The following is a 25,839-nucleotide window of genomic DNA, read 5'->3' on the forward strand; positions in this document are numbered from 1 at the left end:
CTGCGGAGTCTCTGAACATGCCCACCACGCCCAAACTCATCCGCGGCTACGAGGTCGTCATCGGTCTCGAAAACCACGTCCAGCTCTCCACGCAGAGCAAGATCTTCAGCGGCAGCTCCACCGCCTTCGGTGCCGAGCCCAACACGCAGGCCTCGCCCGTGGACCTGGCGCTGCCCGGCACGCTGCCGGTACTGAACCGCGCCGCCGTCGAGCGGGCCATCCGCTTCGGCCTGGCGGTCGGCGCCAAGGTGGCGCCGCTGTCGATCTTCGCGCGCAAGAACTACTTCTATCCCGACCTGCCCAAGGGCTACCAGATCAGCCAGTTCGAGATCCCGGTCGTCCAGGGCGGCAAAGTGGAGTTCTTCGTCGGCGACAAGAAGCACGTCGTCAACCTGACGCGCGCCCACCTGGAAGAGGATGCGGGCAAGAGCCTGCACGAGGACTACCACGGCCAGTCGGGCATCGACCTGAACCGCGCCGGCACGCCGCTGCTGGAGATCGTCTCCGAGCCCGACATGCGCTCGGGCGCGGAAGCCGCCGAATACGCCAAGACGCTGCACGCGCTGGTGATGTGGCTGGGCATCTGCGACGGCAACATGCAGGAAGGCTCGTTCCGTTGCGATGTCAATGTGTCGGTGCGCAAGCCGGGCGAGCCCTTCGGCACGCGCCGCGAGATCAAGAACCTCAACAGCTTCCGCTTCCTGGTGGACGCGGTGAACTACGAGGTGAACTGGCAGATCGACGAGATCGAGGACGGCCGCAAGATCCAGCAGGCGACCGTGCTCTACAACCCGGACACCGGCGAGACCCGCGCGATGCGCAGCAAGGAAGACTCTGCCGACTACCGCTACTTCCCCGACCCCGACCTGCCGCCGCTGGTCATCGCGCCGGAATGGGTGGAGCGCGTGAAGGGCGAGATGCCGGAGCTGCCGTCGGTGATGGCGGCGCGCTTCGAGAGCGTGGACGGCCTGCCCGGCTACGACGCGATGATGATGACGCAGAGCCTGGCCACGGCCCGCTACTACGAGGCGGCCAAGGCCGCGGGCGCGACACCCAAGCTGGTGGCGAACTGGGTCATGGGCGAGATCAGCAAGCGGCTCAACGCCAGCGGCGGCGAGATCGACGCCGCGCCGGTCGGCCCTGAACTGCTGGCCAAGCTGATCGGCCGCATCTCGGACGGCACGATCTCGAACAACGCCGCGAAGCAGGTGTTCGAGTCGCTGTGGACCGGCGAGGCCAGCGACGTGGACGCCATCATCGAAGCGAAGGGCCTCAAGCAGGTCAGCGATACCGGCGCCATCGAAGCCATCCTCGACGAGGTGCTCGCGGCGAATCAGAAGTCCGTCGACGAGTACCGCGCCGGCAAGGACAAGGCGTTCAACGCGCTGGTCGGCCAGGCGATGAAGGCCACCAAGGGCAAGGCCAACCCGGCGCTCGTCAACGAGCTGCTGAAGAAGAAGCTGGGCTAGGGCCGAGGGCAAGACCTGCATCTTGCCCCACCCCTTGCGAGGCCGGTCCGCGCCCCGCGCGGGCCTGGTGCCGCTACTTCGCGCCCGACTTGGACGTCGCCGGTGGCGTTGTCCGCGGCATCTCGTTGAGCGGCGGCAGCGTGCCCGGGGCGGTGCCGGTCCAGAGCTTCTTCAGGCGCGCCAGTTCGGCATCGAAGCGCGTGTTGATGCGCACGATCTCGGCCTTCTGGTTCTCGATGAGCACCTGCTGCGCCTCGACGGACGCATCGTTGGCATCGAGCTGCTGCTTGAGCTTGGGAGGCAGCGGCTTGCCCTTATAGAACTCGGCCTCGTCCAGCAGTGGCTTGCGCTCGGTGCCGAGGTCCTTGATGCGGCGCTCGGAGATGCGCATCGCCTTGCTGGCGTCATCCAGCGCTGCATTGCGCGCCTGCTGGTGGGCGGTCTCGTTGGGGTAGCGCTGCATCAGCGTGCGGTCACGGCGGATGGCGTCCAGCTGGGCGGCACGTTCCGCGGCGGCGCGGCGGTCGGCGGCGTCCTTGGCGGCGCGCTCCTCGGGGCTCATGAAGGGCGGCAGCGTCGCGCGCTGCGAGCCGTCGGCGTTGAGCACTCGCTGCTCGCGCGACACGCATTCGGCAATCGGCCGGTCGCTCGTGAGTTTGCGGCCATCGGGCGTCGTGCAGGTGTAGATGCCCTTGCCCGGGGCACCGTCTTGCGCGTGGACCGCGGTGACAGCCAGCAGGCCGGCAACGAGCAGCAGGGCACGCATCGGGGGCTCAGACGCCGTAGCGCTCGCGGTAGGCCAGCACTGCCGGGCGGTGCGAGGCCAGCTGGGGCGTGCCGTCCAGGTAGGCCAGCAGGTCGGCCAGGCCCGCGACGGCGACGACCGGCAAGCCGTAGCGCTGCTGCACCTGCTGCACGGCGGAGTGGGCGCTGTCGACACCGTTCTCGGCCGCCTTCTCCTGGCGGTCCAGCGCGATGGCGACACCGCAGGGCGTGGCGCCGGCGGCTTCGATCATCTGGATGGACTCTCGCACCGACGTGCCGGCCGAGATGACGTCGTCGATGATGAGCACGCGGCCCTTCACCGGCGCGCCGACGAGGGTGCCCCCTTCTCCGTGGTCCTTCGCTTCCTTGCGGTTGTAGGCGAACGGGACGTTATGGCCACGCCGCGCCAGCTCCATCGACACCGCGGCAGCCAGCGTGATGCCCTTGTAGGCCGGGCCGAAGATCATGTCGAACGCGAGGCCCGACGCGATCAGGCGCTCGGCGTAGAAGCTGGCGAGGCGGCCGAGCTTGGCGCCGTCGTCGAACAGGCCGGCGTTGAAGAAGTACGGACTGAGCCGGCCCGCCTTGGTCTTGAACTCGCCGAAGCGCAGGACGCCTGCCTCGACGGCAAACGCGACAAAGGACTGGGCGAGGGAGTCGGCGGCGATGGACATGTGACAAAGATTCTAGGGGGCAAAAAAACAGGCCCGACCCCTAGAAAGGGCGCGGGCCTGTGCTGGTTTTCACCGGTCGGGCTGAAGCCCGCCCAGTCAGGGGGTCAGAACGACGCCTTGAACTGCACGCCGTAGCTGCGCGGCTCGTTGACGATGCCGGTCAGGTTATTGAAGTCGATGGCAGCGACGACCTGGCGGTGGTCGGTGATGTTGCGGCCGTAGGCGGCCACCTCGTACTTGCCGTTGGCCCAGCCATAGCCCACGCGCAGACCGCCTTCCAGCGCCGACTTGGCGGTGTACTCGACGGCCTTGTAGAGGAACATGTCGTACTTGTCTTTATAGGCCCAGTCGGTCAGCACGGTCAGCTCGCCGCCGGCCAGCTCGGTGCTGTACTTCAGCGTCCAGTTCCACACCAGCTTGGGTGCGCGCGGCAGCGGATTTCCGTTGATGCTGACGATCTTGTCCGAGGCCGGGAAGCCGGCGACCAGCGGGTTCAGCACCGTGCATGGGGCACCGCAGGCCCGCACGAACAGGTTGGGGTCCTTGATCTCCGTGTCGTTGTATGACAGACCCAGCGTCGTGCGCCAGTCGCGGGCGATGATGGCCTGCGCATCGATCTCGAAGCCCTGGCCCTCGGCCTTGGCGGCGTTGACGAGGCGGTTCTGGTTGACCGAGCCGCTGCCAGCGGTGAGCTGCATGTCCTTCACGCGGTACTTGAACACCGTGCCGCTGATGCGGGCGGTGTTGTCCAGCAGGTCGGCCTTGAAGCCGGCCTCCACGGACAGCACCTTCTCGGCGTTGCCGATCGAGATCGTGTCGCCGAACAGCACGCGGCCCTGGATGGACGGCGCGCGGTAGCCGGTGGCGACGCGGGCGAACAGGCTGGTGGCCTTGTCCAGCGCATAGTTGGCGCCCAGGTCCCAGCTCCAGTTGGACGCTTTGGGGTTGGCCGTCAGCGGGCCGACGTTGGCGCCACCGAAGGGCGTCTGCGTTCGGGCAGCGTCGAAGTCCTTCTGGTCGTGCGTGTAGCGCAGGCCGGCGGTCACCTTGAGCTCCGGCGTGACGGCGTACTTGATGTTGCCGAAACCGGCCCAGGACTTGGCTTCCTGGTGCTGCACGGCATAACCGTTCTGCGGGTCGCCGGCGCTGAAGCTGTCGTAGTTGAAGCTGTCCACCTGCAGCTTCTCGTTGAAGTAGTAAAGCCCCGCGATCCACTGCAGCGGATCCCCGGTGTTGGACTGCAGCCGGAACTCCTGCGTCGTCTGGCGCAGGTAGGGGATACCGTCTGCGGTCTGCGAATCGAACGGGATGTTGGCTTTCTGGCTGCCGTAGTCGGGGCCGGACACGCCGTTGTTCGGGCCGAAGCCGCCGTCCACGTCGCCGCGGCTGTAGAACTTAGCCTGGTCGTGCGCGGTGATCGAGTACAGCGACACGCCGTCGAAGTCCCAGCGCAGCCGGGCGCTGACTTCGCTGGACTTCAGCGTCTGCGAGTTATAGCCGTCGGTGGGGTAGTAGCTGTCGTTGTAGCCATCCACCAGCTCGTTCGTGCCCTGCTTGATGATGTTGGCGCGGAAGGTCGTGGCCGTGCCCTTGTAGTCACGCGCCTGCACCTTGAAAAGACCCTCGAAGCCGCTCGTCTTGTACAGCGCCTGCACGCGGATGGCCTTGTCGTTGTAGCCCTCGAGGTCGGCAGTCGCGCTGCCGGTGGCGGCCAGCGGGTTGTGGACGCGATCGTCCTGGCGCTGCACGAGGCCGGCCACGCGCAGCGACAGCTCGCTGTTGACCGGCGCGTTGACGGCAGCCTCCAGGTTCATCGCATTCCAGCGGCCGAAGCCCAGGTTGGCATAACCTTCCAGCCGCTTGGTCGGCTTGGCGGAGTCGAACTTCATGACGCCGGCCGGCGAGTTACGGCCGAACAGCGTGCCCTGCGGGCCGCGCAGCAGCTCGACCTGCTCCATGTCGAAGACCGGGAAACCCTTCAGCGCAATGCTCTCCTGAACGACGTCGTCGTACACCAGCCCCACCGGCTGGGAGGCGTTCATGTCGAAGTCGGTGTTGCCCAGGCCGCGCACATAGAAGCGCGGGAAGGTACGGCCATAGTCGGACTCGATGTTCAGGCTCGGCACCTTGCCTGCCAGCGCGCGGATGTCCTGACCGCTGGCGTTGTAGACGTCGAGCTCTTCCGACTTGATGGCCGAGATGGACTGGGGCACGTCTTTCAGGTTCTCGGCCCGGCGGCTGCCGGTGACGATGACGGCCTGCAGCTGGTTCACGTCCTTCTTGGCGTCGGCCGCGGGAGCCTCCTGCGCCAGCGCGGCCGGCACGGGGAAGGCCGCGCTCAGCGCCAGCACAAGCAGGGTCGGAGTGATGCGGGGATACGGCATAGGAAATCCTCGGATGACGGGTGAGACGGGGGAGGAGGGGAGACGCAGCCGGGCATTTGTGATGCCGCCGGATTGCTACGGGATAGTAAAGATCACGTGACAGTTTCACGATGAAAGCGCCCCCCCTGTTGTGTCCATGCTGCACTGCGATACTGGGTCGCTGACCTCTGCTTTCACTGCCATGCGCTTCATCACTGCCAACCTCAACGGCGTGCGTTCCGCCGCCAGCAAGGGTTTCTTCCAATGGCTCGAACAACAGCAGGCTGATGCGGTCGGCGTGCAGGAACTCAAGGCCCAGGCCGACGTCGTCGAGACGCAGTTCCGCAGCTGCGAGAAGCTGGACGGCCATTTCCACTACGCCGAGAAGAAGGGCTATTCCGGCGTCGGTCTCTACACCCGCGAGGCGCCCAGCGACGTCATCACCGGCCTCGGCCTGCCCGAGTTCGACAGCGAGGGGCGGTGGGTCGAGAAGCGCTTCGACAAGCCCGGCCGCAAGCTCAGCCTGATCAGCGTCTACTTCCCCAGCGGCACCAGCGGCGAGGAGCGCCAGCAGGTGAAGTACCGCTTCCTCGACGCCGTCTACCCCCACCTGATGGCGCTGAAGGCTGAGCGCGAGTTCATCCTCGTGGCCGACGTCAACATCGCGCACAAGGAAATCGACCTGAAGAACTGGCGCGGCAACCAGAAGAACAGCGGCTTTCTGCCGGAGGAGCGCGCCTGGCTCACCCGATTGTTCGACACGGCCGCTGGCGGCGGTCTCGTGGATGTCTTCCGCACGCTCAACGACAGGCCCGAGCAGTACACCTGGTGGAGCAACCGTGGTGCCGCGCGCGCGAACAACGTCGGGTGGCGGCTGGACTACCACCTGGCCACGCCCGGCGTCGCCGCACTCGCGCGAGCCGAGTCCATCTACACCGGCCAGCTGTTCAGCGACCACGCGCCGCTGACGATCGACTACGACTTCACGCTCTGAAGCGAGCAGAAGGGCGATAGAAGCGCTCGGTTGCAGCGCGTAACGAGCCGCTACGGTGTGGCCCGCCCTCCTACAGTCGGTTGGGCACGGAGCCGACCCCGGCGCCGAAGCGACCTGTCTAGAGTGGATTCCAGCCGGTGGCAATGGCCGGCTCCCCAAGCTTTGAAAGGAATCCACCATGTCCACCCTCAAGACCGCCACCTCCGCGCTGACCGCCGTCGCCCTCGTCACCGGCATCAGCCTGGCCTGGGCTCAGGCCGACGACTCGGCGCAGCCCACACCGTCGACGACCGCCGCCGGCACGATGCCGAGCGAGCAGACGCCCGCCGACCCGAACGCGCCCACGACCGGCACGATGGCCGTTGACCCGGCCAACACCGGCGCCCCCGCGGCCACCAACCCGCCGGTCGACAGCACGGCGCAACTGCCGGCCAACAGCACGGCCACGCCGAACTCGCTGAACACCAACCAGGCGGCGACGAATGCCAACGGTGCGCCCTCGTCGAGCAGCATGGACAACAGCAACACATCGACGGCCAATAGCAGCTCGATGTCCAGCCCGTCGACCGGCACCGACAGCACGTACAACAACAATGCCACCAACAACCGCGGCAGCACTTACGAGCCCGCACCGCGCGCCGACCGGAACTGATCGAGTACCGCTGACAGGACGCGCCCGCTGAACCGCCATGCGATTCGACGACACGCGCCCGAAGGATGCCGCCGCCGGCGCTGCCCGGCGCGACATCCTCTCCGGCCTGGGCCAGGGCGCGCTGATCGCCGCCGTGGCCCTGGCCGTTCTCTACGGCGCTTTCGGCCACCTCTTAAAGCGCCACCGCACGACGCCTGCAGCGCCGCCGCCACCGGTCGCCGTAGCACCCGTGACGCCGCCGCCCGCCATCCAGAGACGGCTCGACTTCGGCACGGCGAAGGCGCCCGCCGACGTGACTCGCGTCGCGGCCTGGGCCGTGGCGCAAGCCGACAACGGCGACCGCCCCTTCGCCATCGTCGACAAGCGCGGCGCAAGCCTTTACGTGTTCGACGTGACGGGCAAGCTGCTGGGCACCAGCCCCGTGCTGCTCGGCTACGCCGCGGGTGACCTCACCGTCGAAGGCATCGGCAACAAGAAGCTCGAGGACATCAAGCCGAGCGAACGCACGACACCGGCGGGCCGGTTCCAGTCCGAGCCGGGCCGCAATGCACACGATCAGGACGTCGTCTGGGTCGACTACGACGCCGCCGTGTCCATGCACCGCGTCATCAACAGCAACCCGTCGGAGCGTCGCCTGCAGCGCCTGGCCACGCCCACGCCGGCCGACAACCGCATCAGCTGGGGCTGCATCAACGTCCCCGTCGCCTTCTTCGACACGACGCTGTGGCCGAACATCGGCAAGGGCCGGGGCGTCGTCTACGTGCTGCCGGAGCGCCTGCCCCTTACCGCGTTCTTCCCTGGCGCCGCCGACACGCCGACGCTGGCCCAGGCGGGCGGCCACGGTAACAGAGCCAGACCGTGAAGTTCTCGCCTGTGCGCGGGCGCTGCACGTTCCTAGACTGCCTGCCAAGGTGGTGCCAGGTGGCGCCACGCATGGACAGCGGGGCAGCAGGTGGACAGCAAATGGGCGAGCCGGGTCGGGGCCGGCGTTCTCGTGGGATGGAGCGTCATTTCGATGGCGGCCGCCTCGGCCGACGTGGCGGTGCGGCCGGTGGCGCATGACGCGCAGGACGGCCGCCCCTTCGCCATCGTCGACAAGCGCCAGGCGACGCTCTCGGTCTACGCCGCCGATGGCCACCTTGTCGGCCGCACGGCCGCGCTACTGGGGCTGACGCCCGGCGATGTCGAGCCGGCCAGCGCGCGCGGCAAGACGCCGGGCCAGCTCGGCACGCACGAACGCGTGACACCCGCCGGCCGCTTCGAGGCCATACCGGGCCGCAATCTCAACGGCGAGCGTGTCGTCTGGTTCAACTACGACACCCACCTCGCGATCCACCGGCTGCGGCCGGTGGCGGCCAGCCAGCGCCGCCCCGAGCGCCTGGTTTCCGCCCACGCGCAGGACCACCGCATCACGTTCGGCTGCGTCGTCGTCGACCCGGCCTTCTTCGACGATGTCGTGCTGCCGACGCTGGGCAACGGCCCGAGCCTCGTCTACATCCTGCCGGAGCGCGACGCCGTCGCGGCCGGCACGGCGGGGTCCTCTCGCGCCGCTGCCGCGCCCTGAGCGGCTGAGCCTCGGGGCAATCCCGGAGGCCGGCTGATCGAGAAGCACCGTTCCAGGCAGGAAAATTGCGAGCCCTGCCGCGGGCTACCGCCCGCCTCTCCGCCCCACTGGGCCCACCTGGAACGAACGACGTGACTACCTCCACCCCCGCGACCGATCCGGCCGCGTCCGGCCGCAGCATCCTCGGCCAGCCCAACTCCCTCTTCGTCCTGTTCTTCACGGAGATGTGGGAGCGCTTCTCCTACTACGGCATGCGCGGCCTGCTCGTGCTGTTCCTGGTGTCCGAGGTCGCCAAGGGCGGCTGGGGCTGGACGCGCGCCGAGGCGACCACCCTGTACGGCTGGTACACGATGGGCGCCTACCTGCTGCCCGTGCTGGGCGGCTACATCGCCGACCGGATGCTGGGCACGCGACGCGCGGTGCTGATAGGCGGCTTCGTCATCGCGGCGGGCCACGTGTCGATGTTCCTGAACACGGTGCCGAGCTTCTATGCCGGCCTGGCGCTCGTCGTGCTGGGCACAGGGCTGTTCAAGCCCAACGTGTCGGCCATCGTCGGCCAGCTCTACGGGCCCGACGAAGACAACGCCCGCGACGGCGGCTACACACTGTTCTACATGGGCGTGAACGCGGGCGCCTTCTTCGGCATCCTGCTGTGCGGCTACATCGGCGAGAAGGTGTCCTGGCACCTCGGCTTCGGTCTGGCGGGCCTGTTCATGATCCTCGGCGCGCTGCAGTTCTATTTCAGCCAGGCCATTTTCGGCGCCATCGGCGAGCCGCCGCGGCCCGGCGAGAAGGCGGCCGTCACCGCTGCGCAAGATGAATCGCCGGCCCACGTCGTGGCCGACCGCCTGAAGGCCATCTTCGTGTTCTCGTTCTTCACGATCTTCTTCTGGTTCGCCTTCGAGCAGGCCGGCGGCTCGATGACGATCTTCGCGGCCGACTACACCGACCGCACGCTGGTCGGCGCCAGCGGCTTCGCGTTCAAGGTCATCAACTCGCTGATGACGGTGCTGCCCGCGTTCATCCTGACCTGGCTGCTGTGGAAGCTCAACCGCGCCACCGGCAGCCGCTACTTGCTGGCCAATGGCCTGCTGGCGCTCGCCTTCGCCGTCATCTGGGGCCTGGTGATCTGGATGCTGGGCCGCGAGTTCGCGCTGGAGCAGTCCGAGGTGCCGGCCAGCTGGTTCGGTGTGCTGAACTCCTTCTTCCTCGTCATCCTGGCGCCGAGCTTCTCCAAGATGTGGGAGCGTCGGTGGAACCCGCCCGGCCCGGTGAAGTTCGGCCTGGGCCTGGTGCTGCTGGGCCTGGGCTTCGCGGCGCTGTCGTACGGCTCGGCCGGCATTCCACAAGGCGCCAAGACGGCGCAGGTCAGCATGCTCTACCTGACGCTGGCCTACCTGCTGCACACGATGGGCGAGCTGTGCCTGTCGCCGGTGGGCCTGTCCTACATCTCCAAGCTGGCACCGGCGCGGCTGCTGGGCGTCATGTTCGGCGTCTGGTTCCTGAACACCGCCATCGCCAACAAGCTGGCCGGCGTCAGCGGCTCGTTCATCGACGAGATTTCAACGCGTTACTCGATGTCGGCCTTCTTCCTGATCTTCACGGTCATCCCCATTGCAGCCGGATTGGTGCTGATGGCGATGACGCCGCTCATGAAGAAATGGATGCACGGCGTGCATTGACCGCTGCACGCGGCGCCAGGTCGGCGGATGAAACCAGCGCGTAACCGAACGACTCGTCAACGCGCCTTGTCGGTCACAGTTCGGCGCTGGTGACAAGTAGTGTCAGCAGGTTCAGGGGACTTCAGGCGAGAAATAGTTAGCGGCTGATTGATCTCGCTACAGTGGCCGGCTTGCATTCGGAGCCCCCCATGACAAAGAAAAGCCTGGCCCTGAGCCTGTCTCCCCTTGCGGTCGTCGCGCTGCTTGCCGCGTGCGGACAACACCCCGACGGCGCAGGCGGCCCGGGTGGTGCGGGCGGTCCGCCGCCGGTGTCCGTAGCGCCGGCCACGCAGCGTGACATTCAGGAGTTCGACGAGTTCACCGCGCGTCTGGAGGCGCCCGACACCGTCGACGTGCGGGCCCGCGTGGCCGGCACCATCGAGGCGGTGCGCTTCAAGGAAGGCCAGCTCGTCAGGAAGGGCGATCCGCTGTTCAGCATCGACGCCCGCGCCTTCAAGGCCGACGTCGCGCGTGCCGACGCGCAGATCGCCGCGCTGAAGACGCAGGTGGACCTCGCCCGTGCCGAACTGGCCCGCTCGGAGAAGCTCGTCAGCGTCAACGCGGTGAGCCCGCAGGAGATCGACCAGCAGCGCGCCGCGCTGCGGGCCGCCGAGGCCAACCAGAAGGCCGCCGAGGCGGCGCTGGTGCAGGCCCGACTCAACGTCGAGTACGCCAACATCACCGCGCCCGTCAGCGGCCGTACGTCGCGGGCCAATGTCACGCCGGGCAACCTGGTGGGCGTCGGCGACCCGGTGCTGACGACGCTGGTCTCCAGCGACAAGGTCTACGCGTACTTCGACGCCAGCGAGGCGACCTATCTGAAGTACATGCGCGCCGCGCGTGAGGGCCGCGTCGCGTCGCCCGCGTCGCTGGCCGTGCAGATGGGCCTGTCCAACGAAGAGGGCTTCCCGCACACCGGCAAGCTGGACTTCGTTGACAACCGGCTGGACCCGGCCACGGCGTCCATCCGCGCCCGCGCGGTGTTCGACAATAAGAATGGTCAGTTCACGCCGGGCCTGTACGCGCGTATCAAGCTGGGCGGTGCGGCCAGCTACGCCGGAGTCGTCGTGCCCGACCGCGCGATCACGACCGACCAGACCCGCAAGATCGTTCTCGTCGTCGGCGCCAACAACATCGTCCAGCCTCGCCCGGTCACCCCCGGCGCGCTGATCGACGGCATGCGCGTCGTGAACGGCGTGAAGGCCGGCGAGCTGGTCATCGTCGACGGCCTGCTGCGCGCCTTCCCCGGCGCCCCGGTCACGCCGCAGGTGCTGAAGGTGGACGACAAGGGCATGCCCGTCCCGGCCGCGCCTCCCGGCCAGCCCGGTGCCGCGCCCGCTCCGGCGCCGGCCTCTGCCGCCTCGAAGTAATCCGAAGGCAGACGCCCCATGGACATCTCACGCTTTTTCATCGACCGGCCGCGCTTCGCGACCGTGTTGTCCCTGTTCATCTTCCTCATCGGCGCGCTGGCCATCCCGCTGCTGCCGATCTCGGAATACCCCGAGGTCGCGCCGCCGCAGGTCGTCGTGCGCGCGCAGTATCCCGGTGCCAATCCGCGCGTGATCTCCGAAACGGTGGCCACGCCGCTGGAGGAGCAGATCAACGGCCTCGAGAACGTGCTGTATTTCGAGAGCCAGGCCACCGGCGACGGCAGCATGGCGCTGACGGTCACGTTCAAGATCGGCACGCACCCCGAGGCGGCCGAGACGGCCGTGCAGAACCGCATCAACCGCGCGCTGCCGCGCCTGCCCGATATCGTGCGCCAGATCGGCGTGACGACGGAGAAGGCCGCGTCCAACCTGACGATGGTGGTCCACCTGGTCAGCCCGGACAACTCGCGCGACGCGCTGTACCTGCGCAACTACGGCACGCTGAACGTGCGTGACGACCTGCTGCGCGTGCCCGGCATGGGCTCGGTGCTGAGCTTCGGCGCTGGTGACTACGCGATGCGCATCTGGCTGGACCCGCAGAAGCTGGCCGGCCGCAACCTCACTGCCGGTGATGTCGTCGGCGCGATCCGCGAGCAAAACACGCAGGTCGCCGCCGGCGTGCTGGGTGCGTCGCCGTCGCCCAAGGGCACCGATTTCCAGCTCGCGATCAACGCCCAAGGGCGCCTCGCCACCGAGGAGGAGTTCGGCAACATCATCGTCCGCAGCGACACGAAGACGGGCGCCATGGTGCGCGTCAAGGATGTCGGACGCGTCGAGATCAGCGCCAACACCTATGCGCTGCGCAGCCTGCTGAACAACAAGGAAGCCGCGGCCATCGCCATCTTCCAGGCGCCTGGCTCCAACGCGCTGGCCATCTCCGACAACGTCCGCGCGACGATGGAGCGCCTGAAGCCCAGCTTCCCGAAGGGCGTGGACTACGCCATCGTCTACGACCCGACGCGCTTCGTGCAGAGCTCCATCGAGAAGGTCGTGCACACGCTGTTCGAGGCCATCGCGCTGGTGGTGCTGGTCGTCATCGTCTTCCTGCAGACGTGGCGCGCGTCCATCATCCCGCTGGTGGCCGTGCCGGTGTCGATCGTCGGCACCTTCGCCGTGCTGCTGCTGCTGGGCTTCTCGATCAACACGCTGACGCTGTTCGGCCTCGTGCTGGCCATCGGCATCGTCGTGGACGACGCGATCGTCGTCGTCGAGAACGTCGAGCGGAACATCCAGGACGGGCTGACGCCGCATGACGCGACGGTCAAGGCGATGCAGGAAGTGTCCGGGCCCATCATCGCCATCGCGCTGGTGCTGTGCGCGGTGTTCATCCCGCTGACGCTGGTGCCAGGGCTGTCGGGCCAGTTCTACAAGCAGTTCGCCGTGACGATCGCGATTTCGACGGTGATCTCGGCGTTCAACTCGCTGACGCTGTCGCCCGCGCTCGCCGCCATCCTGCTGCGCCCGCACGACGCGCCCAAGGACGCGTTGACGCGAGGCATGGACAAGCTGTTCGGCGGCTTCTTCCACTGGTTCAACCGCTTCTTCCACCGCCGATCGGAGTCCTACGGCCGCGGCGTGACCGGCATCCTGAGGCGCAAGTCGGCCGCCGTCATCGTCTACGCGATCCTGCTGGGCCTGACCGGCCTGCTGTTCACGCGCATTCCCAGCGGCTTCGTGCCTGCGCCGGACAAGCAGTACCTGATCGGCGTCGCGCAGCTGCCGGCCGGTGCCAGCCTCGACCGCACGGAGGAAGTCATCCGCCAGATGAGCGCCATCGCGCTCAAGGTGCCCGGCATCGTCGACTCGGTGGCCTTCCCCGGCCTGTCGGTCGCCGGCTTCTCCGCCGCGCCGAACGAAGGCATCGTCTTCTTCGGCCTGGAGGGCTTCGACCAGCGCACGTCGCGCGAGAAGAGCAAGGAAGCCATCCTCGGCCAGGTCAACGGCGCCATCCAGCAGATCCAGGGCGCGCGCATGTTCGTCGTGCCGCCGCCGCCTGTGGACGGGCTGGGCATTGCCGGCGGCTTCAAGGTGCAGGTGCAGGACCGTGGCGGCCAGGGCGAGCAGGCCTTGTACGGAGCGACCTGGGGCACGCTGGGGCAGATCTACGGCAACCCCAACACCAGCATCGGCACGCCGTACTCCAACTACGACATCAACGTGCCGCAGCTGTTCGCCAACGTGGACCGCACCAAGGCCAAGCAGATGGGCGTGCCGCTGGGCTCCATCTACGACACGCTGCAGATCAACCTCGGCTCGCTGTACGTCAACGACTTCACCAAGTTCGGCAAGACCTACCAAGTCATCGTGCAGGCCGACGCCCCGTTCCGCGCCAAGGCCGACGACCTCGTGCAGCTCAAGACCCGCAACGACGCCGGCCAGATGGTGCCGCTGGGCTCGCTGCTGAGCGTGGAGCCCACCTTCGGCCCGACGCGCGTCACACGCTACAACGGCTTCCCGGCTGCGGACATCAACGGCGCGCCCAAGCCCGGCTTCTCCTCGGGCCAGGCGGAGGCGGAGATCGAGCGGCTGCTGAAGACGCTGCCGCGCGGCTTCGGCTACGAGTTCACCGACCTGAGCTACCAGGACCGGTTGACCCGCAGCGTGACGTTGCCGGTGCTCAACATCCAGGTGCCCACGCTGGCGGCGGTGCTGGCCTTCTCGGTGCTGCTGGTCATCCTCGTGCTGGCCGCACAGTACGAAAGCTGGAGCCTGCCGCTGGCCATCATCCTGATCGTGCCGATGTGCATCCTGTCGGCGCTGTTCGGCGTGTGGCTGTCGCATCTCCCGCCGTTCATGCAGGCAGGCGACCTGAACATCTTCACGCAGGTGGCGCTGGTCGTGCTGGTGGGCCTGGCGTGCAAGAACGCCATCCTGATCGTCGAGTTCGCGAAGGAGCTGGAGGAGCGCGGCAAGCCCATGCTGGACGCCGTCATCGAGGCCTGCCGTCTGCGACTGCGCCCCATCCTGATGACGTCCATCGCCTTCTGCGCCGGTGTCATCCCGCTGATCCTCGGCAGCGGCGCCGGCAGCGAGATGCGCCGCGCCATGGGCATCGCCGTGTTCGCTGGCATGCTGGGCGTGACGCTGTTCGGTATTTTCCTGACGCCGGTGTTCTACAGCCTGCTGCGCGCCGGCACCGAGAAGCGCCGCGCCCGCGCCGCCGCGCTGAAGGCGCAGATCGACGCCTCGGCCCATGCCTTCCACCCCGGTGTCGACGACGACGCCTCCACGAATGCGAAGGGCCACTAAGCATGATCGCCCGTCTCACCCTCCTCGCCGCGGCCGCTGCACTGGTCGGCTGCGCCGCGCCCGGCCTGTCCAGCGGCCCGACCAACCTCGCACCGGCCGCGTTCGCGCAACTGCCGCCATCCAACGCCGGCGCGGCCACGATGACCACCGCCTTTGCCGACAGCGCGCAGCTGCAGCGTGTCGTTGATGACGTGCTCGCCAACAACCGAGACCTGCGGGCCGCCGCCGCGCGCCTGAAGCAGGCCGAGGCGCTGGCCGACGCCGCGGGCGCTCAGCGCCTGCCGAGCGTGGGCGTCGGCGCCAGCGCCAGCCGGCAGCGCGCACCCAACGACCAGGGCCAGTTCCGCAACTTCAACAGCTACGGGGTCAATGCGACGGCCGCCTGGGAGGTCGACCTGTGGGGCCGTGCTGCCGCCAATGCGCGGGCTGCCGGCTATGACGCCGAAGGCGCCGCGCAGGACCGTGACGCCGCGCAGCTGAGCCTGGCGGGCACGGCGCTGAACCTGCAGGCCCAGCTCATCGGCCTGGGCCATCGCCTGGCGCTCGCCAAGGAAGCGCTGACGGTGCAGAACCAGCTGCTGGATCTCGTCAAGGCACGCGTCGGCGCAGGCCGCGGCACCGCAGTGGACCAGGCGCGTGCCGAGGCGCTTGTCGCGCAGACGGCCGCGAGCGTCCCTGCGCTGCGCAACGCCGCCTGCCTGACGCGCCTGCAGCTCGACGTGCTGCGTGGCCAGCCACCGGCCGATTGCGACAAGGCCGACAGCGACCCGCTACCCGCCATGCCTGAACCGCGCCTCATCAGCCTCGGCACGCTGCCCGACCCCGCCGGCCTGCTCGCCGCCCGCCCCGACGTGCGGGCCGCGGCCAGCCGCGCGCAGGCCGCGGCCGCCCGCGCCCAGGTCGCCTGGGCCGCGCGCTGGCCCAGCTTGGGTCTGACCGGCCAGATCGGCTGGAGCGCCGGCCGCGCGGGCGACCTGTTCAAGAGCGGCTCGCAGATCCACAGCATCGCCGGGGCGCTGAACTGGCAGTTCCTCGACTTCGGCGCCCGTCGCGCCGAAGAGAACGCCGCGCGCGCCGGCTACGAGGCCGCCGTCGCCACGGCGGAGCAGGCTCAGCTCACCGCGCTGCAGGACGCGCAAGGCAGCCTGTCGACGCTGCGCGAAACGGAGCTGCAGGCCGTCTCCCAGGCCACCGCGGCCGAGGCGACGACGCGCGCCCGCGATCTCGCCCTCAAGCGCTACGAAGCCGGCGTGACCGACTTCTACACGCTGCTGACGGCCGAGCAGGAACGGCTTGTGGCGCAGGATGCGCTGATCCAGGTGCAAACGGCACGCGCCGCGGCGTTGCTGGCGGTGCACAAGGCGTTTGCGGCAAAGCTGACGGCCCAACGCTGAGGGCGTCGGAAGCCGGCGGCCTTCGTGGTCCCGGCTGCCGAGTCGTGAATCAATCGCGGCTCAGCAACCGCCTCACCTGGACGGAGCCCCACTGCTGCCGCAGCAATGCCAAGGCCATCAAGCCGCACAACGTCAGCAGCAAGCTGGACAGTACGCTGGTGCCATTGCCGGCCAGCGCGCCACGCCAGAGGCTGAAGGCGATCACCAATGTCGCCGTCAGCCGCAAGTAGTCCGCGGCGCGGAGTTCGCCGCACACGACCACTTCGCCGTTCGACAGGTTCTTCCAGCCGCGCAGCTGCTGCCAGTTGCCGGTCTCGGGCAACACCGCTGTCACAGCGTCTCCAGCCTCCACGCGAGGCGAGCCGGGCAGATGAACGGAGAGGGAGCGGTGGCCGGCTCTCGGGCGATGGGATCTCGCTTCACGTCGAAGACGCGGTTAAGGCGAAAGGTCTGGATCTGCACGGAAGGCGGGTTGGATGCGAAGCTTGAAGTCTCGCTCAACGGTACAGCTTGGCCGCCTGCGACAACCTCACCCCGCCGCGGCGAGGAGCTTCTCCAGCGCCTCCAGCCGATGCCGCCGCGGCGCGGTGATCGCGTAGAAACGTTCGACGACGTCGGCCGACTGGCCGGCGATGACAAGCTGGCCGCTCTTCAGCTCGTCCTGCACCACCACCTCGGGAAGCAGTGCCAGCCAGCCGCTGTCGCGGGCGATCAGGCGCAGTAGCGCCATGTCGTCGACCTCGGCGCGCAGCCGCGGCACGACGCCGGCTGACGCGCACAGCGCGTCGAACTGGCCGCGCACCGCATTGCGCGGGCCGGGCAGCGCGATGTCCACGCCATGCAGGTCCTGCGGCACGCGCAGGCTGCCGGCAGCCCAGCGTGACGCCGGACCGACGATGGAGATCGCCTGACTGGCAAGGAACTGGCAGTGCAGCGGCCGCTCCGCGTCGGCCGGCACGCTCTCGTTGGCCAGCACGGCGTCCAGCTGGTGCTCCAGCAGCCGCTGCAGCAGGCCGTCCAGCAGGCCGGACTCCAGCGTTAGCACGACGCCCGGGTCGTCCAGCAACGGTCGCAGCAGGTTCTCCTGGAAGTTGCGCGACATCGTCGCGACACTACCCACGCGCAGCCGCACGAGGCCCTGGCTGTGACCCTGCAACCGGCCGAGAAGCTCCTGGCCCAGGCCGAAGATGTCCTCGGCGTAGGACAGCACGACCTGTCCCGCCTCGGTCAGCACCAGGCGCCGGCCCTCGCGGCTGAACAGCGGTTCGCCGAGGCGGTCTTCAAGCTGGCGGATCTGTGCCGACAGCGCCGACTGCGACGTGTGCACCTCTTCCGCCGCGCGCGTCAGGTGGCCCAGCTTGGCGACGCGCCAGAAGTAGAACAGGTGGTGGAAGTTCAGCTGCCCCAGCCGCATCGTTCTGTTTGTGAGATTGATTCGTTTCGTTTATTGAATTTTACGGAACGTGTCGCCGTCCGCACCATGCCGTCCGTCGCGACTCACGCCCCACGGACATGGATGCCCTGCCCTTCTCCCTCGCCCCGCTGCTGCCGGCGGCCTGCATGTCGCTCGTCGCGCTGCTGCTCGCGGTCGTGCCGATGACCACCCGCTCCACCTGGCGCTGGCTAGGTGCCGGCACGGCAGTCGCGCTGCTGGCCACCGCGGTGCTGCTGGTTGATTTGCCGCCGCGGCTCGCCGACCTGCCCGGTCTGCAGGTCAGCCGCCTCGGCCTCGCCATCGCCGTACTGGTGCAGACGGTGGGCCTGGTGGTCGGCGTGTTCTCCGCGCGCTACCTGCAGGGCGAGCCGGACCAACGGCGCTACGCTGCGGCGCTGGCCACCGTGCTGGCTGCCGTGCAGGTGCTGCTGCTGGCCGACCACTGGGGCCTGCTGATCGCCGCCTGGGCCGCCGTAGGCCTGGCGCTGGAGCGGCTACTGTGCTTCTACGGCGACCGGCCGTTCGCGCTGCTGGCTGCGCACAAGAAGCGCGTGGCCGACCGTACCGCGGACGTGCTGCTGGTCGCCGCCGCCGGCCTGAGCTGGCATGAGGTGGGCACCGGCTCCCTGAGCGATCTGAGCGCCCATGTGCAGGCGAACGGCCTGTCTCCGGCGCTGCAGGTGGCGGCCGTGCTGCTGGTCCTGGCCGTCGTGCTGCGCACGGCGCTGATGCCGGTTCATGGCTGGCTGATCCAGGTCATGGAGGCGCCGACGCCGGTGTCGGCGTTGCTGCATGCCGGCGTCGTCAACCTCGGCGGCGTCGTGCTGATCCGCTTCGCCGAACTGCTGGAGCCGGCGTTCGTCGCGCGCGGGTTGCTCGTCGTGTTCGGCCTGGGCACGGCGCTGGGGGCGGGGCTCGTCATGCTGACGCGCATCAGCATCAAGGTGAGACTGGCCTGGTCCACCGTCGCGCAGATGGGCTTCATGGTGCTGGAGTGCGGCCTGGGCCTGACGACGCTGGCCGCGCTGCACCTAGTGGGCCACTCGCTCTACAAGGCCCATGCCTTCCTCGCCGCTTCCGACTCCGTGCGCCAGACGCGGCGCCGGGCGCTGTATGAGCCAGCACTGGTCCACGGCGCGATCCTGCTGGTGGCGCCGGTGTTGGCCGCGGCCGTCGTCGCCGGTGTCGCGTGGGCCGCGGGCGGTGCGCCGTGGCCGTGGTGGTGGAGCGGCCTGCTGGCGCTGGCCTGGGCGCCGCTGCTGTGGCTGCCCGGCTGGCGGCCCGCGCCGCTCGCCACAGGTCTCGCGCTGGCCGCCGCGTTGACGGGCGTTGCACTCGCCGCCCACGCGCTGCCGCTGGGCCTGGCGGACGCGCCGCATGACGCGCTGGGCGTGCCCGCGCTGGCCGGCTTCGCGGCGCTCTATGCGGTATTGGCCACGCTGCAGTGGCGCCCCGCGGCGCTGGGAGTGGCCCGGCGCTGGAGCTACACCGGCTTCTATCTCGACGAGTTCTACACGCGCTGGAGCCTGCGCCTGTGGCCGCGCCGCTGGACGCCCGCCGCGCCCGCGACGACCTGCCCCCACCCGGCCCTCTGACTGGAGCACCCGCCATGCACACCGACGCCGCCGAACAGCAAGCCGTGGCCCACGCTGCCACACCCGAGGCCCGCCGCCGCATCGAGGCCGCCTGCGACGCCGCCTGCCACGCCATCGCCCCGGCCTGGCCGCTGGACCGCGCCATCGCCGTCAACCCGCACTGGCAGCGCATCGGCCTGCCGCTGCGCCGCGTCGCCGCGCGCATGGCCCTGCTGGGCGGGCTGCAGGTCTTCCCGCCGCGCGAGCGCCAGCGCGAAACCTGGCAGGCCGGCCGCATCACGCCGCAAGACCTGGCCCTGGCGCTGCAGCGCCTATCTGCCGCGACCGGGCTCACCGAGGCCGACTGCATTGCTGCGCTCGACCGCACGCCGGGCCTCGCGCCGCTGCCGCTGCTCATCGACGTGCTCGACAACGACCCCGCACGCGACAACCGGCTGACATGGCGCCAGGCCATCACGCACCAGGTCAGCCAGACCTGCGCCGCCTTCTTCGACACCGCGCAGGCCGACTGGCAGCCCGAGCGCGACGGCGGCCTCTACGCCTTCTGGCGCGACACGATCACGCACGACCATGGCATCGGCACGCTGATGGGCCTGCCGCAGCTGCAGCGCGGCCTGCCGGCGCTGCCCGCCACGCGCGAGGACGCCGAGGCGTGGGCGCTGCAGCACCTGGGCCTGCACGAAGACGCCTGGGCCGACTACCTCGAGGCCGTGCTGCTGACCGTCAACGGCTGGGCGTCCTGGTGCGCATACCGGGCTTGGCAGGCGCCGGCCGGTGCGCCCGAGACGCGTCATCTGCGCGACCTGCTGGCGATCCGGCTGGCCTGGGGCGCGCTGCTGCTCTACGTCAAGGACGACCTCGCCGCGCGCCAGGCCTTCGCTGCCTTGCAGGCTGCGTGGCGGCGTGCGCCGGATCGGCTGGCGAAGGCGGAGACCGCGCTGCTCGTCGACGAGGTCTGGCAGCTGGCGCTGGAGATCGGCTACCAGCGCCAGTTGGCCGCGCAACTGGCCCAGGCGCCGGGTTTCACGCCGGCTGAGCCCGAGGCGCAGGCGGTGTTCTGCATCGACGTGCGCAGCGAGCCGCTGCGCCGCGCGCTGGAGGCCACCGCGCCGACACTGCAGACGCTGGGCTTTGCCGGCTTCTTCGGCGTGCCGGCGGCCTACACGCCGCTGGGCACCACGGCGCGGCGCCCGCAGCTGCCCGGCCTGTTGCAACCGGTGGTCGAGGTGGTCGACCGCCTGCTGCCCGGCAACCCAGTTGCCCAGGCTGAGGCCGAGCGGGCCCGTCGCCAGCGCCTGGGCTGGGCGGAGCAGTGGGCCACCACCACTCGCTGGCCGGGCGCTGCGTTCTCCTTTGTCGAGTCGCTGGGCATGGGGTACCTCGGCAAGCTGGGCGGTTGGCTGAGGCCGGCCGAACGCGTGCGCGACGGCGGCGACCAGGCCGGCCTGCCTGCCCGGTACCGGCCCATGTGCCGACCGCAGCTGCTGGGGCTGTCGCTCGACGAGCGCGCGGCGCTCGCCGCCAAGGTGCTGCGTGCGCTGGGCCTGGCGCAAGGCGCGGCGCCGCTGGTCATGCTGGTGGGCCATGGCAGCCAGTCGGCCAACAACGCGCAGGCCGCGGCGCTGGACTGCGGCGCCTGCTGTGGCCAGACGGGCGAGGTCAACGCCCGCAGCCTGGCGCTGCTGCTCAACGACGCCGACGTGCGCGAGCGGCTGCCGGCGCTGGGCATCACGCTGCCCGGGGGCACGCGCTTCGTCGCCGCGCTGCACAACACGACGACCGATGAGATCGAAGGCTTCGACGTCGACCTGCTGCCGCCCGAGACGCGCCAGCGGTGGCAGCAGTGGCAGCCAGTCTTCGCCGAAGCGGGCGACCGCGTGCGCCGCGAGCGGGCCGCGTCGCTGAGGCTGGACCCGCGTGCGCCCGCTGGCAAGCTGCTGGCCGCGCTGCGCCGCCGCGCCAACGACGGCGCGCAGACGCGGCCCGAGTGGGGCCTGGCCGGCAATGCCGCCTTCGTCATCGCGCCGCGCCGTCGCACCTGGGGCACCGTGCTGCAGGGCCGCGCCTTCCTGCACGACTACGACGCCGCCCACGACGCCGACGGCAGTCTGCTGGAACTGCTGATGACGGCGCCGATGCTGGTCACGCACTGGATCAACTGGCAGTACCACGCCTCCACCTGCGAGCCGGAGCGCCTGGGCAGTGGCAACAAGCTGCTGCACAACGTCGTCGGCGGCCACCTCGGCGTTTTCGAAGGCAATGGCGGCGACCTGCGCATCGGCCTGTCGCGACAGTCGCTGCACGACGGCGAGCGCTGGGTGCACGAGCCGCTGCGGCTGACCGTCGTCATCGACGCGCCGGAGGCAGCCATCGAGGCAGTCATCGCGAAGCACGCGGTGCTGCAGCAGCTGCTCAGCAACGGCTGGCTGCATCTGTGGCGGTTCGGCGAGGGCGCCCTGGCACGCCGCGACGACGGCCGCTGGACGGCGCTGGGCTAGGAGCCGGCCACGATGCGCGCGGCGAGCGCGACGATGCTGCGCCGGTAGGCGTCGGCCAGCGAATCGGCGTCGGCCGCGCAGCGCTGCGCGATGTCGGCGTTGCCCGCGGGTGGGAGCGCCGTGCCGGCCGGCGCCTGCAGCGGGGCCCAATGCCAGCGGGCGCGCAGCGTGAGCACCAGGCCGCTGCCGTCGGGCCGGGCCAGCCATTCGTCCACGCGCACGTTCAGCCGGAGCGATTCCACGTCCCGGTCCGCCGCGCCGCCGAGCCAGACGGCATACGGCGCGCGCAGCCGGCCCAGGTCCTCGGCCAGCAGCCGTGGCAGTGCGTCGCGCAGCGGCTCGGCCCAGCGCGCCTCGGGCCAGGGGCGCAGGCCGGCGCTGCCTTCGGCCACCAGCAGTTCGTCGCGGTCCAGCAGCTCCGGCAGCGCGACCTGCGGGCTCAACACCCAGGCGCGGTCGTCCTGGCCCGGCCGGGCATCGGCCGGCAGCGGCGGCGTGCCGGTCAGGCCGAAGAGGCGGCGTGGCGGCGTTTCACGCGTCGCGCAGCCGGCGAGGGACGCAGCGGCCAGCAGCAGCAGGCGGCGGCGGGGCAGCGCGGCCCATGGGGTGAGGGGCGTCATCGGCGGGACTCCGGCAGCGGCGCATCGGGCTTGCGGCCGCGCAGCAGCGCCTCGGGCTGCGCGTCCAGCGTGTCGGCCAGACGCCGCAGTGCGCGGGCGGCCTGTGACAGGTCCTGCAACGTGCGATCGGTCTGCTGCAGCAGCGGACCGTCGCGATCGGCCGCTTCGCGCAGCGAGCTGCTGGCGCGCTGCAGCTCCGCCAGCGTGCGTTGCACGTCCGGCACCAACGGGCCGTCCGGGTCGAGCAGCCGGCCGGCGCGGTCGGCGCTGCTTCCCAGTTTGTCGGCTGCGCCCGACACGCGCTCGCCCGCCCGGTCCACGCTGGACATCGCACGCTCGGCGCCGCGCGTCAGCGGCGCGGCGCGGCGCTCCAGCTGCGCTGCCAACGCGCGGGCATGGGCGGCGGTGGCGGCGAAATCCCTCAGCCCCTGCTTCAGCTCTGGGGCCGCCACCAGCGAGCGCGTCGAGTTCGCGATCTGGCTCAGGTCATCGAGGACCTTGCGCAGGTCCACGCTCTCCAGCTGGTTCTTCAGCGCCTGGAAGGCCGTCGCGCTCGTCGGAATCTCGGTGGCGTCGCCATGCTCGCCGCCGTGCACGATACCGGGCGGCTTGCTGCGGAAGTCGAGATCCACATACAGCTGTCCGGTCAGCAGGCTCTGCGTGCCGAGCTGCGCGGTCAGGCCGCGCTTGATGAGCACCGGCAGTGCATGGCCGATGTCGTCGTGCGAGAAGCGGCCCTCCAGCCCGCGCACCGCGTCGTCGTCCAGTTGGGCCATCACGGGGATGGCGAACGTGTCGGTCTTGGTTTCGTAGCGCACGCTGATGTCCGTCACGCTGCCCACGCGCACGCCTCGGAAGACGACCGGCGCGCCCTTCTGCAGGCCGAACACCGAGCCCGAGAAGAACATGACGACCTTCTGCGGCTGGTCGAACCAGTGCCGGCCCGGCAGCGCGATGAGGGCCGTGGCGAGCGCGGCGATGCCGGCCACGACGAAGGCGCCGATGGCGAACGGGTTGGCGCGGCGTCGCTTCATGCGGCCTGCCGGCGGTCGAGCCCGCCGCGGGTCAGGAACTCGCTCACGGCCTCGGGCCCGTGGTCGCGCAGCTCGGCGGGCGGGCCGAGCGCCGTCGCGGTGTGTGCCTCGACGTCGAGGAACAGCAGCCGGTCGGCCACGGCGAACAGGCTGTCCAGCTCGTGCGTGACGAGCACGATGGCGGTGCCGAGGTCCGTCTTCAGACGCTGGATGAGGTCGTCCAGCCGCGCGGAGGTCAGCGGGTCCAGGCCCGCGGAGGGCTCGTCCAGGCACAGCAGCGGCGGGTCCAGGACCAGCGCGCGGGCGATGGCCGCGCGCTTTCTCATGCCACCGGACAGCGAGGCCGGCTCGGCGTCGAAGGTCGCGGCGTCAGGGAGCCCAGCCAGCGCCAGCTTGAAGCGCGCCTGCCGCTCCCGCGCGACCTCGCCGAGGTCGGTGTGCAGCTCCAGCGGAAGCATGACGTTCTCGCCGACCGTCATGCTGCTCCACAGCGCTCCGGCCTGGAAGGCCACGCCGATCTCGCGCCGCGGCGGGTCGTCGCCATGCACATCGCGCTCGCGGCCGCCGGCCACCCAGGTCACGCGGCCCTGCCGCGGCGTCTGCAGACCGATCATGTGGCGCAGCAGCGTGCTCTTGCCGCAGCCGCTGGCGCCGCAGATGGCCAGCACCTCGCCGGCCCGCACATCGAACGTCAGGCCATGCTGCAGCTCGCGGCCACCGGCGTGCAGGCTGAGGTCGTCGACGCGCATGAGCACCTCACCAGCCATCAGATGTCCAGCCTCTGAAAAATGACTGTGAGCGTTGACGCCGCGACGACCATCCAGACGATGGCCTGCACGACGGCGGCCGTCGTCGCCTCGCCCACGGCCTGCGCGCTGCGGCCGGCGTTCAGCCCCTGCCGGCAGCCGGCCAGCGCGACGAGCACCGCGTAGACGCTGCCTTTCAGCAGGCCAACGAACAGGTCGGCGCCGGTCAGCGATTCGCGCGTCGTCGCAACGTAGGCGGCGGCCGGCACGTCATACAGGCCGACCGCGATGACGCCGCCCACCGCCAGCCCAGCGACACCGGCGCACAGCGTCAGCAGCGGCCCGGTGACGAGCAGCGCCAGCATGCGGGGCAGCACGAGGTGCTCCACCGGGTCGACACCCAGCGTCGTCAACGCGTCGATCTCCTCGCCGGCGCGCATGCTGCCGATCTGCGCCGCGAACGCCGCGCCCACGCGGCCCGCAAGCACAATGCCTACGACCAGCGCGGCGATCTCGCGCACGACGCCGATGGTCACAAGATTCGCGATGAAGCTCTGCGCGCCGAAGCGCTGCAGCTGCTGCGCGCCCATGTAGGCCACGATCAGGCCGACGAGGCTGCTGACCAGCAGCACGATGGGCAGGCTGCGCGGCCCCGTCTGCTCGATCTGCCACAGCCAGTCGCTGCGCCGCATCGCCGTGCGGCCGCGGGCCAGCCGGCCCAGCGCGACGAGCAGGTCGCCCACGAACGCGAGCGTCGTGTGCCAGGGCGGCTCGGCGACAGCGGCCGTCTCGTCCGCCTTGGGAGCCGAGCCCCCATCCGGCGCCGGCAAGCTCAGCTGCAGCAGCGGCTGCAGGCCGCGCGGCAGGCCGCCCAGGTCCAGCGCGACGCCCTGGCGCGCCAGCGGTGCCAGCGCCTGCCACAGCAGCGCCGCCAGCGGCGGTTCCCAATGCGTCATGGCCGACGTGTCGAACGACACCCTCGTGCCCGCGTCGGCCGTCAACCCCGGAGGGGCCGCCGGCAACGTGGCGCCGTCGTCTCCCCAGCGGCCGGCCAGCACCAGCCGCCACTGCGGCCCCTCGCCCTCCCATCGGGCCTGGCCCGCGGCCTGGCGCGCGCGCTCGGCATCGGGCACGGCGAGCATCGGCGGCAGGGCGGGTTGAGCGGTCGACATGGCAGCGCGATGCTCGGCCGCCGTCACGTCTCACAGCCCCGGACGCGGACGACGGCGCCTGTAGGACGGCGCCTTGCGCCTGCGCTGTCGGCGGCGGCCGACGAGTCGACCCACCCATGGACGATGCCCTGCGGCGACGCCGGCGCGCACAGTTGGTGCCTCTTACAGGAGCCCTTCATGACCCCCAAGCAGGACCAGCCCCGCACGCCCGGCGATGCGTCACGCCCGCAAGGCCCGTCGTTGCCGCACGACCGGGACCAGCAGGCCGCGTCGACCGAAGCCAAGCCCAACCCGCACATCGACCGCGCCGCGCGTGACCTGGCGCAAGGCCAGGTGGACACCGACCTGCGCGCCACGCCAGGGCTGGACGCCGAACGGCGCGGCGACCTGGTGAAGGGCGGCGAACGGGCCGCCAGCGACCGCAAGCCGTCGTCGCAGCGCTGAGCCCTGGGGCGAATGGCGGG

The 25,839-nt window shown here is 70.0% G+C and carries 22 protein-coding genes; 12 read left to right on the top strand and 10 right to left on the bottom strand.

The features are described 5' to 3' along the window. Nucleotides 1-17 precede the first annotated feature (17 nt). Nucleotides 18-1,469, top strand: a complete 1,452-nt coding sequence (gatB, locus tag LXT13_RS14115) for an Asp-tRNA(Asn)/Glu-tRNA(Gln) amidotransferase subunit GatB (protein ID WP_233372553.1) — start codon at nucleotides 18-20, stop codon at nucleotides 1,467-1,469. Between the two features lie 73 nt (nucleotides 1,470-1,542). On the opposite strand, the gene LXT13_RS14120 is transcribed toward gatB, so the two are convergent. The 3 genes from LXT13_RS14120 to LXT13_RS14130 all read right to left on the bottom strand — a co-directional run bounded on the left by LXT13_RS14120 (nucleotide 1,543) and on the right by LXT13_RS14130 (nucleotide 5,292). Further along, nucleotides 1,543-2,235 carry a hypothetical protein gene (locus LXT13_RS14120; RefSeq protein ID WP_233372554.1) on the bottom strand — a complete coding sequence of 231 codons (693 nt, stop codon included), beginning with the start codon at nucleotides 2,233-2,235 and terminating at the stop codon, nucleotides 1,543-1,545. Between the two features lie 7 nt (nucleotides 2,236-2,242). Further along, the gene (pyrE, locus tag LXT13_RS14125) at nucleotides 2,243-2,908 is read right to left on the bottom strand and encodes an orotate phosphoribosyltransferase (protein ID WP_233372555.1); all 666 of its coding nucleotides are present in this window, start codon (nucleotides 2,906-2,908) and stop codon (nucleotides 2,243-2,245) included. A gap of 104 nt (nucleotides 2,909-3,012) precedes the next feature. Then, on the bottom strand, nucleotides 3,013-5,292 hold the full coding sequence (locus LXT13_RS14130) for a TonB-dependent receptor (protein ID WP_233372556.1): 2,280 nt from the start codon (nucleotides 5,290-5,292) through the stop codon (nucleotides 3,013-3,015). A 181-nt stretch (nucleotides 5,293-5,473) separates the two neighbouring features. Between LXT13_RS14130 and LXT13_RS14135 the strand changes: the two genes are divergently transcribed. From LXT13_RS14135 to LXT13_RS14170, 8 genes are all read left to right on the top strand, one after another. Continuing rightward, on the top strand, nucleotides 5,474-6,265 hold the full coding sequence (locus tag LXT13_RS14135) for an exodeoxyribonuclease III (protein ID WP_233372557.1): 792 nt from the start codon (nucleotides 5,474-5,476) through the stop codon (nucleotides 6,263-6,265). Nucleotides 6,266-6,443: 178 nt separating this feature from the next. After that, complete coding sequence (locus LXT13_RS14140) at nucleotides 6,444-6,917, top strand: RodZ family helix-turn-helix domain-containing protein (RefSeq protein WP_233372558.1); 474 nt, start codon at nucleotides 6,444-6,446, stop codon at nucleotides 6,915-6,917. A 37-nt stretch (nucleotides 6,918-6,954) separates the two neighbouring features. After that, nucleotides 6,955-7,779, top strand: coding sequence for a hypothetical protein (locus LXT13_RS14145; RefSeq protein WP_233372559.1), 825 nt, complete (start codon nucleotides 6,955-6,957; stop codon nucleotides 7,777-7,779). 153 nt (nucleotides 7,780-7,932) lie between these two features. Beyond that, nucleotides 7,933-8,481, top strand: coding sequence for a L,D-transpeptidase (locus LXT13_RS14150; protein WP_233372560.1), 549 nt, complete (start codon nucleotides 7,933-7,935; stop codon nucleotides 8,479-8,481). 131 nt (nucleotides 8,482-8,612) lie between these two features. Beyond that, nucleotides 8,613-10,163, top strand: coding sequence for a peptide MFS transporter (locus LXT13_RS14155; RefSeq protein WP_233372561.1), 1,551 nt, complete (start codon nucleotides 8,613-8,615; stop codon nucleotides 10,161-10,163). A gap of 188 nt (nucleotides 10,164-10,351) precedes the next feature. Further along, a complete protein-coding gene (locus LXT13_RS14160; protein ID WP_233372562.1) occupies nucleotides 10,352-11,572 on the top strand; it encodes an efflux RND transporter periplasmic adaptor subunit in 1,221 nt (406 codons plus the stop codon). An 18-nt stretch (nucleotides 11,573-11,590) separates the two neighbouring features. Then, complete coding sequence (locus tag LXT13_RS14165; protein WP_233372563.1) at nucleotides 11,591-14,881, top strand: efflux RND transporter permease subunit; 3,291 nt, start codon at nucleotides 11,591-11,593, stop codon at nucleotides 14,879-14,881. A gap of 2 nt (nucleotides 14,882-14,883) precedes the next feature. After that, nucleotides 14,884-16,275 (top strand): efflux transporter outer membrane subunit, encoded by a 1,392-nt coding sequence (locus LXT13_RS14170; protein WP_233372564.1) that lies wholly within the window; start codon nucleotides 14,884-14,886, stop codon nucleotides 16,273-16,275. A 49-nt stretch (nucleotides 16,276-16,324) separates the two neighbouring features. Here LXT13_RS14170 and LXT13_RS14175 read toward each other — a convergent pair whose 3' ends face one another. Genes LXT13_RS14175 through LXT13_RS14185 form a run of 3 tightly spaced genes read right to left on the bottom strand, consistent with a single transcriptional unit; the run spans nucleotide 16,325 to nucleotide 17,689 of the window. Next, nucleotides 16,325-16,609: a hypothetical protein gene (locus LXT13_RS14175; protein ID WP_233372565.1), complete on the bottom strand. Its 285-nt coding sequence runs from the start codon at nucleotides 16,607-16,609 to the stop codon at nucleotides 16,325-16,327. Beyond that, on the bottom strand, nucleotides 16,606-16,776 hold the full coding sequence (locus tag LXT13_RS14180) for a hypothetical protein (RefSeq protein ID WP_233372566.1): 171 nt from the start codon (nucleotides 16,774-16,776) through the stop codon (nucleotides 16,606-16,608). The genes LXT13_RS14175 and LXT13_RS14180 overlap by 4 nt, the downstream gene beginning before the upstream one ends. A gap of 28 nt (nucleotides 16,777-16,804) precedes the next feature. Beyond that, nucleotides 16,805-17,689: a LysR family transcriptional regulator gene (locus LXT13_RS14185; RefSeq protein ID WP_233372567.1), complete on the bottom strand. Its 885-nt coding sequence runs from the start codon at nucleotides 17,687-17,689 to the stop codon at nucleotides 16,805-16,807. A gap of 98 nt (nucleotides 17,690-17,787) precedes the next feature. Here LXT13_RS14185 and LXT13_RS14190 point away from each other — a divergent pair, with 98 nt between their 5' ends. Both LXT13_RS14190 and LXT13_RS14195 read left to right on the top strand, forming a co-directional pair. Beyond that, a complete protein-coding gene (locus LXT13_RS14190) occupies nucleotides 17,788-19,305 on the top strand; it encodes an NADH-quinone oxidoreductase subunit L (RefSeq protein ID WP_233372568.1) in 1,518 nt (505 codons plus the stop codon). A 14-nt stretch (nucleotides 19,306-19,319) separates the two neighbouring features. Next, a complete protein-coding gene (locus LXT13_RS14195) occupies nucleotides 19,320-21,803 on the top strand; it encodes a YbcC family protein (RefSeq protein WP_233372570.1) in 2,484 nt (827 codons plus the stop codon). Here the strand turns inward: LXT13_RS14195 and LXT13_RS14200 are convergent. Genes LXT13_RS14200 through LXT13_RS14215 form a run of 4 tightly spaced genes read right to left on the bottom strand, consistent with a single transcriptional unit; the run spans nucleotide 21,800 to nucleotide 25,375 of the window. Beyond that, a complete protein-coding gene (locus LXT13_RS14200) occupies nucleotides 21,800-22,423 on the bottom strand; it encodes a PqiC family protein (RefSeq protein ID WP_233372571.1) in 624 nt (207 codons plus the stop codon). The genes LXT13_RS14195 and LXT13_RS14200 overlap by 4 nt on opposite strands. Next, nucleotides 22,420-23,457: an MlaD family protein gene (locus LXT13_RS14205; RefSeq protein ID WP_233372573.1), complete on the bottom strand. Its 1,038-nt coding sequence runs from the start codon at nucleotides 23,455-23,457 to the stop codon at nucleotides 22,420-22,422. Before LXT13_RS14205 ends, LXT13_RS14200 begins: the two co-directional genes overlap by 4 nt. Beyond that, nucleotides 23,454-24,206: an ABC transporter ATP-binding protein gene (locus LXT13_RS14210; RefSeq protein ID WP_233372574.1), complete on the bottom strand. Its 753-nt coding sequence runs from the start codon at nucleotides 24,204-24,206 to the stop codon at nucleotides 23,454-23,456. The genes LXT13_RS14205 and LXT13_RS14210 overlap by 4 nt, the downstream gene beginning before the upstream one ends. A 17-nt stretch (nucleotides 24,207-24,223) precedes the next feature. After that, entirely contained in the window at nucleotides 24,224-25,375 is a 1,152-nt protein-coding gene (locus LXT13_RS14215; RefSeq protein ID WP_233372575.1) for an MlaE family ABC transporter permease, read from the bottom strand. Between the two features lie 177 nt (nucleotides 25,376-25,552). Between LXT13_RS14215 and LXT13_RS14220 the strand changes: the two genes are divergently transcribed. Beyond that, the gene (locus tag LXT13_RS14220; protein ID WP_233372576.1) at nucleotides 25,553-25,819 is read left to right on the top strand and encodes a hypothetical protein; all 267 of its coding nucleotides are present in this window, start codon (nucleotides 25,553-25,555) and stop codon (nucleotides 25,817-25,819) included. Nucleotides 25,820-25,839: the final 20 nt, after the last annotated feature.

It is taken from the genome of Pelomonas cellulosilytica, assembly GCF_021353265.1.
Lineage (GTDB): Bacteria > Pseudomonadota > Gammaproteobacteria > Burkholderiales > Burkholderiaceae_C > Pelomonas > Pelomonas cellulosilytica.

Bases quoted from the DNA above. Each gene is read 5' to 3' on its own strand.
- LXT13_RS14140 (WP_233372558.1), top strand. From the start codon at position 6,444: ATGTCCACCCTCAAGACCGCCACCTCCGCGCTGACCGCCGTCGCCCTC.
- LXT13_RS14195 (WP_233372570.1), top strand. From the start codon at position 19,320: ATGCACACCGACGCCGCCGAACAGCAAGCCGTGGCCCACGCTGCCACA.
- LXT13_RS14150 (WP_233372560.1), top strand. From the start codon at position 7,933: ATGGCGGCCGCCTCGGCCGACGTGGCGGTGCGGCCGGTGGCGCATGAC.
- LXT13_RS14120 (WP_233372554.1), bottom strand. From the start codon at position 2,235: ATGCGTGCCCTGCTGCTCGTTGCCGGCCTGCTGGCTGTCACCGCGGTC.
- LXT13_RS14210 (WP_233372574.1), bottom strand. From the start codon at position 24,206: ATGCGCGTCGACGACCTCAGCCTGCACGCCGGTGGCCGCGAGCTGCAG.
- LXT13_RS14130 (WP_233372556.1), bottom strand. From the start codon at position 5,292: ATGCCGTATCCCCGCATCACTCCGACCCTGCTTGTGCTGGCGCTGAGC.
- LXT13_RS14190 (WP_233372568.1), top strand. From the start codon at position 17,788: ATGGATGCCCTGCCCTTCTCCCTCGCCCCGCTGCTGCCGGCGGCCTGC.
- LXT13_RS14205 (WP_233372573.1), bottom strand. From the start codon at position 23,457: ATGAAGCGACGCCGCGCCAACCCGTTCGCCATCGGCGCCTTCGTCGTG.
- LXT13_RS14145 (WP_233372559.1), top strand. From the start codon at position 6,955: ATGCGATTCGACGACACGCGCCCGAAGGATGCCGCCGCCGGCGCTGCC.
- LXT13_RS14200 (WP_233372571.1), bottom strand. From the start codon at position 22,423: ATGACGCCCCTCACCCCATGGGCCGCGCTGCCCCGCCGCCGCCTGCTG.
- LXT13_RS14160 (WP_233372562.1), top strand. From the start codon at position 10,352: ATGACAAAGAAAAGCCTGGCCCTGAGCCTGTCTCCCCTTGCGGTCGTC.
- LXT13_RS14170 (WP_233372564.1), top strand. From the start codon at position 14,884: ATGATCGCCCGTCTCACCCTCCTCGCCGCGGCCGCTGCACTGGTCGGC.
- gatB (WP_233372553.1), top strand. From the start codon at position 18: ATGCCCACCACGCCCAAACTCATCCGCGGCTACGAGGTCGTCATCGGT.
- LXT13_RS14185 (WP_233372567.1), bottom strand. From the start codon at position 17,689: ATGCGGCTGGGGCAGCTGAACTTCCACCACCTGTTCTACTTCTGGCGC.
- pyrE (WP_233372555.1), bottom strand. From the start codon at position 2,908: ATGTCCATCGCCGCCGACTCCCTCGCCCAGTCCTTTGTCGCGTTTGCC.
- LXT13_RS14215 (WP_233372575.1), bottom strand. From the start codon at position 25,375: ATGTCGACCGCTCAACCCGCCCTGCCGCCGATGCTCGCCGTGCCCGAT.
- LXT13_RS14165 (WP_233372563.1), top strand. From the start codon at position 11,591: ATGGACATCTCACGCTTTTTCATCGACCGGCCGCGCTTCGCGACCGTG.
- LXT13_RS14135 (WP_233372557.1), top strand. From the start codon at position 5,474: ATGCGCTTCATCACTGCCAACCTCAACGGCGTGCGTTCCGCCGCCAGC.
- LXT13_RS14220 (WP_233372576.1), top strand. From the start codon at position 25,553: ATGACCCCCAAGCAGGACCAGCCCCGCACGCCCGGCGATGCGTCACGC.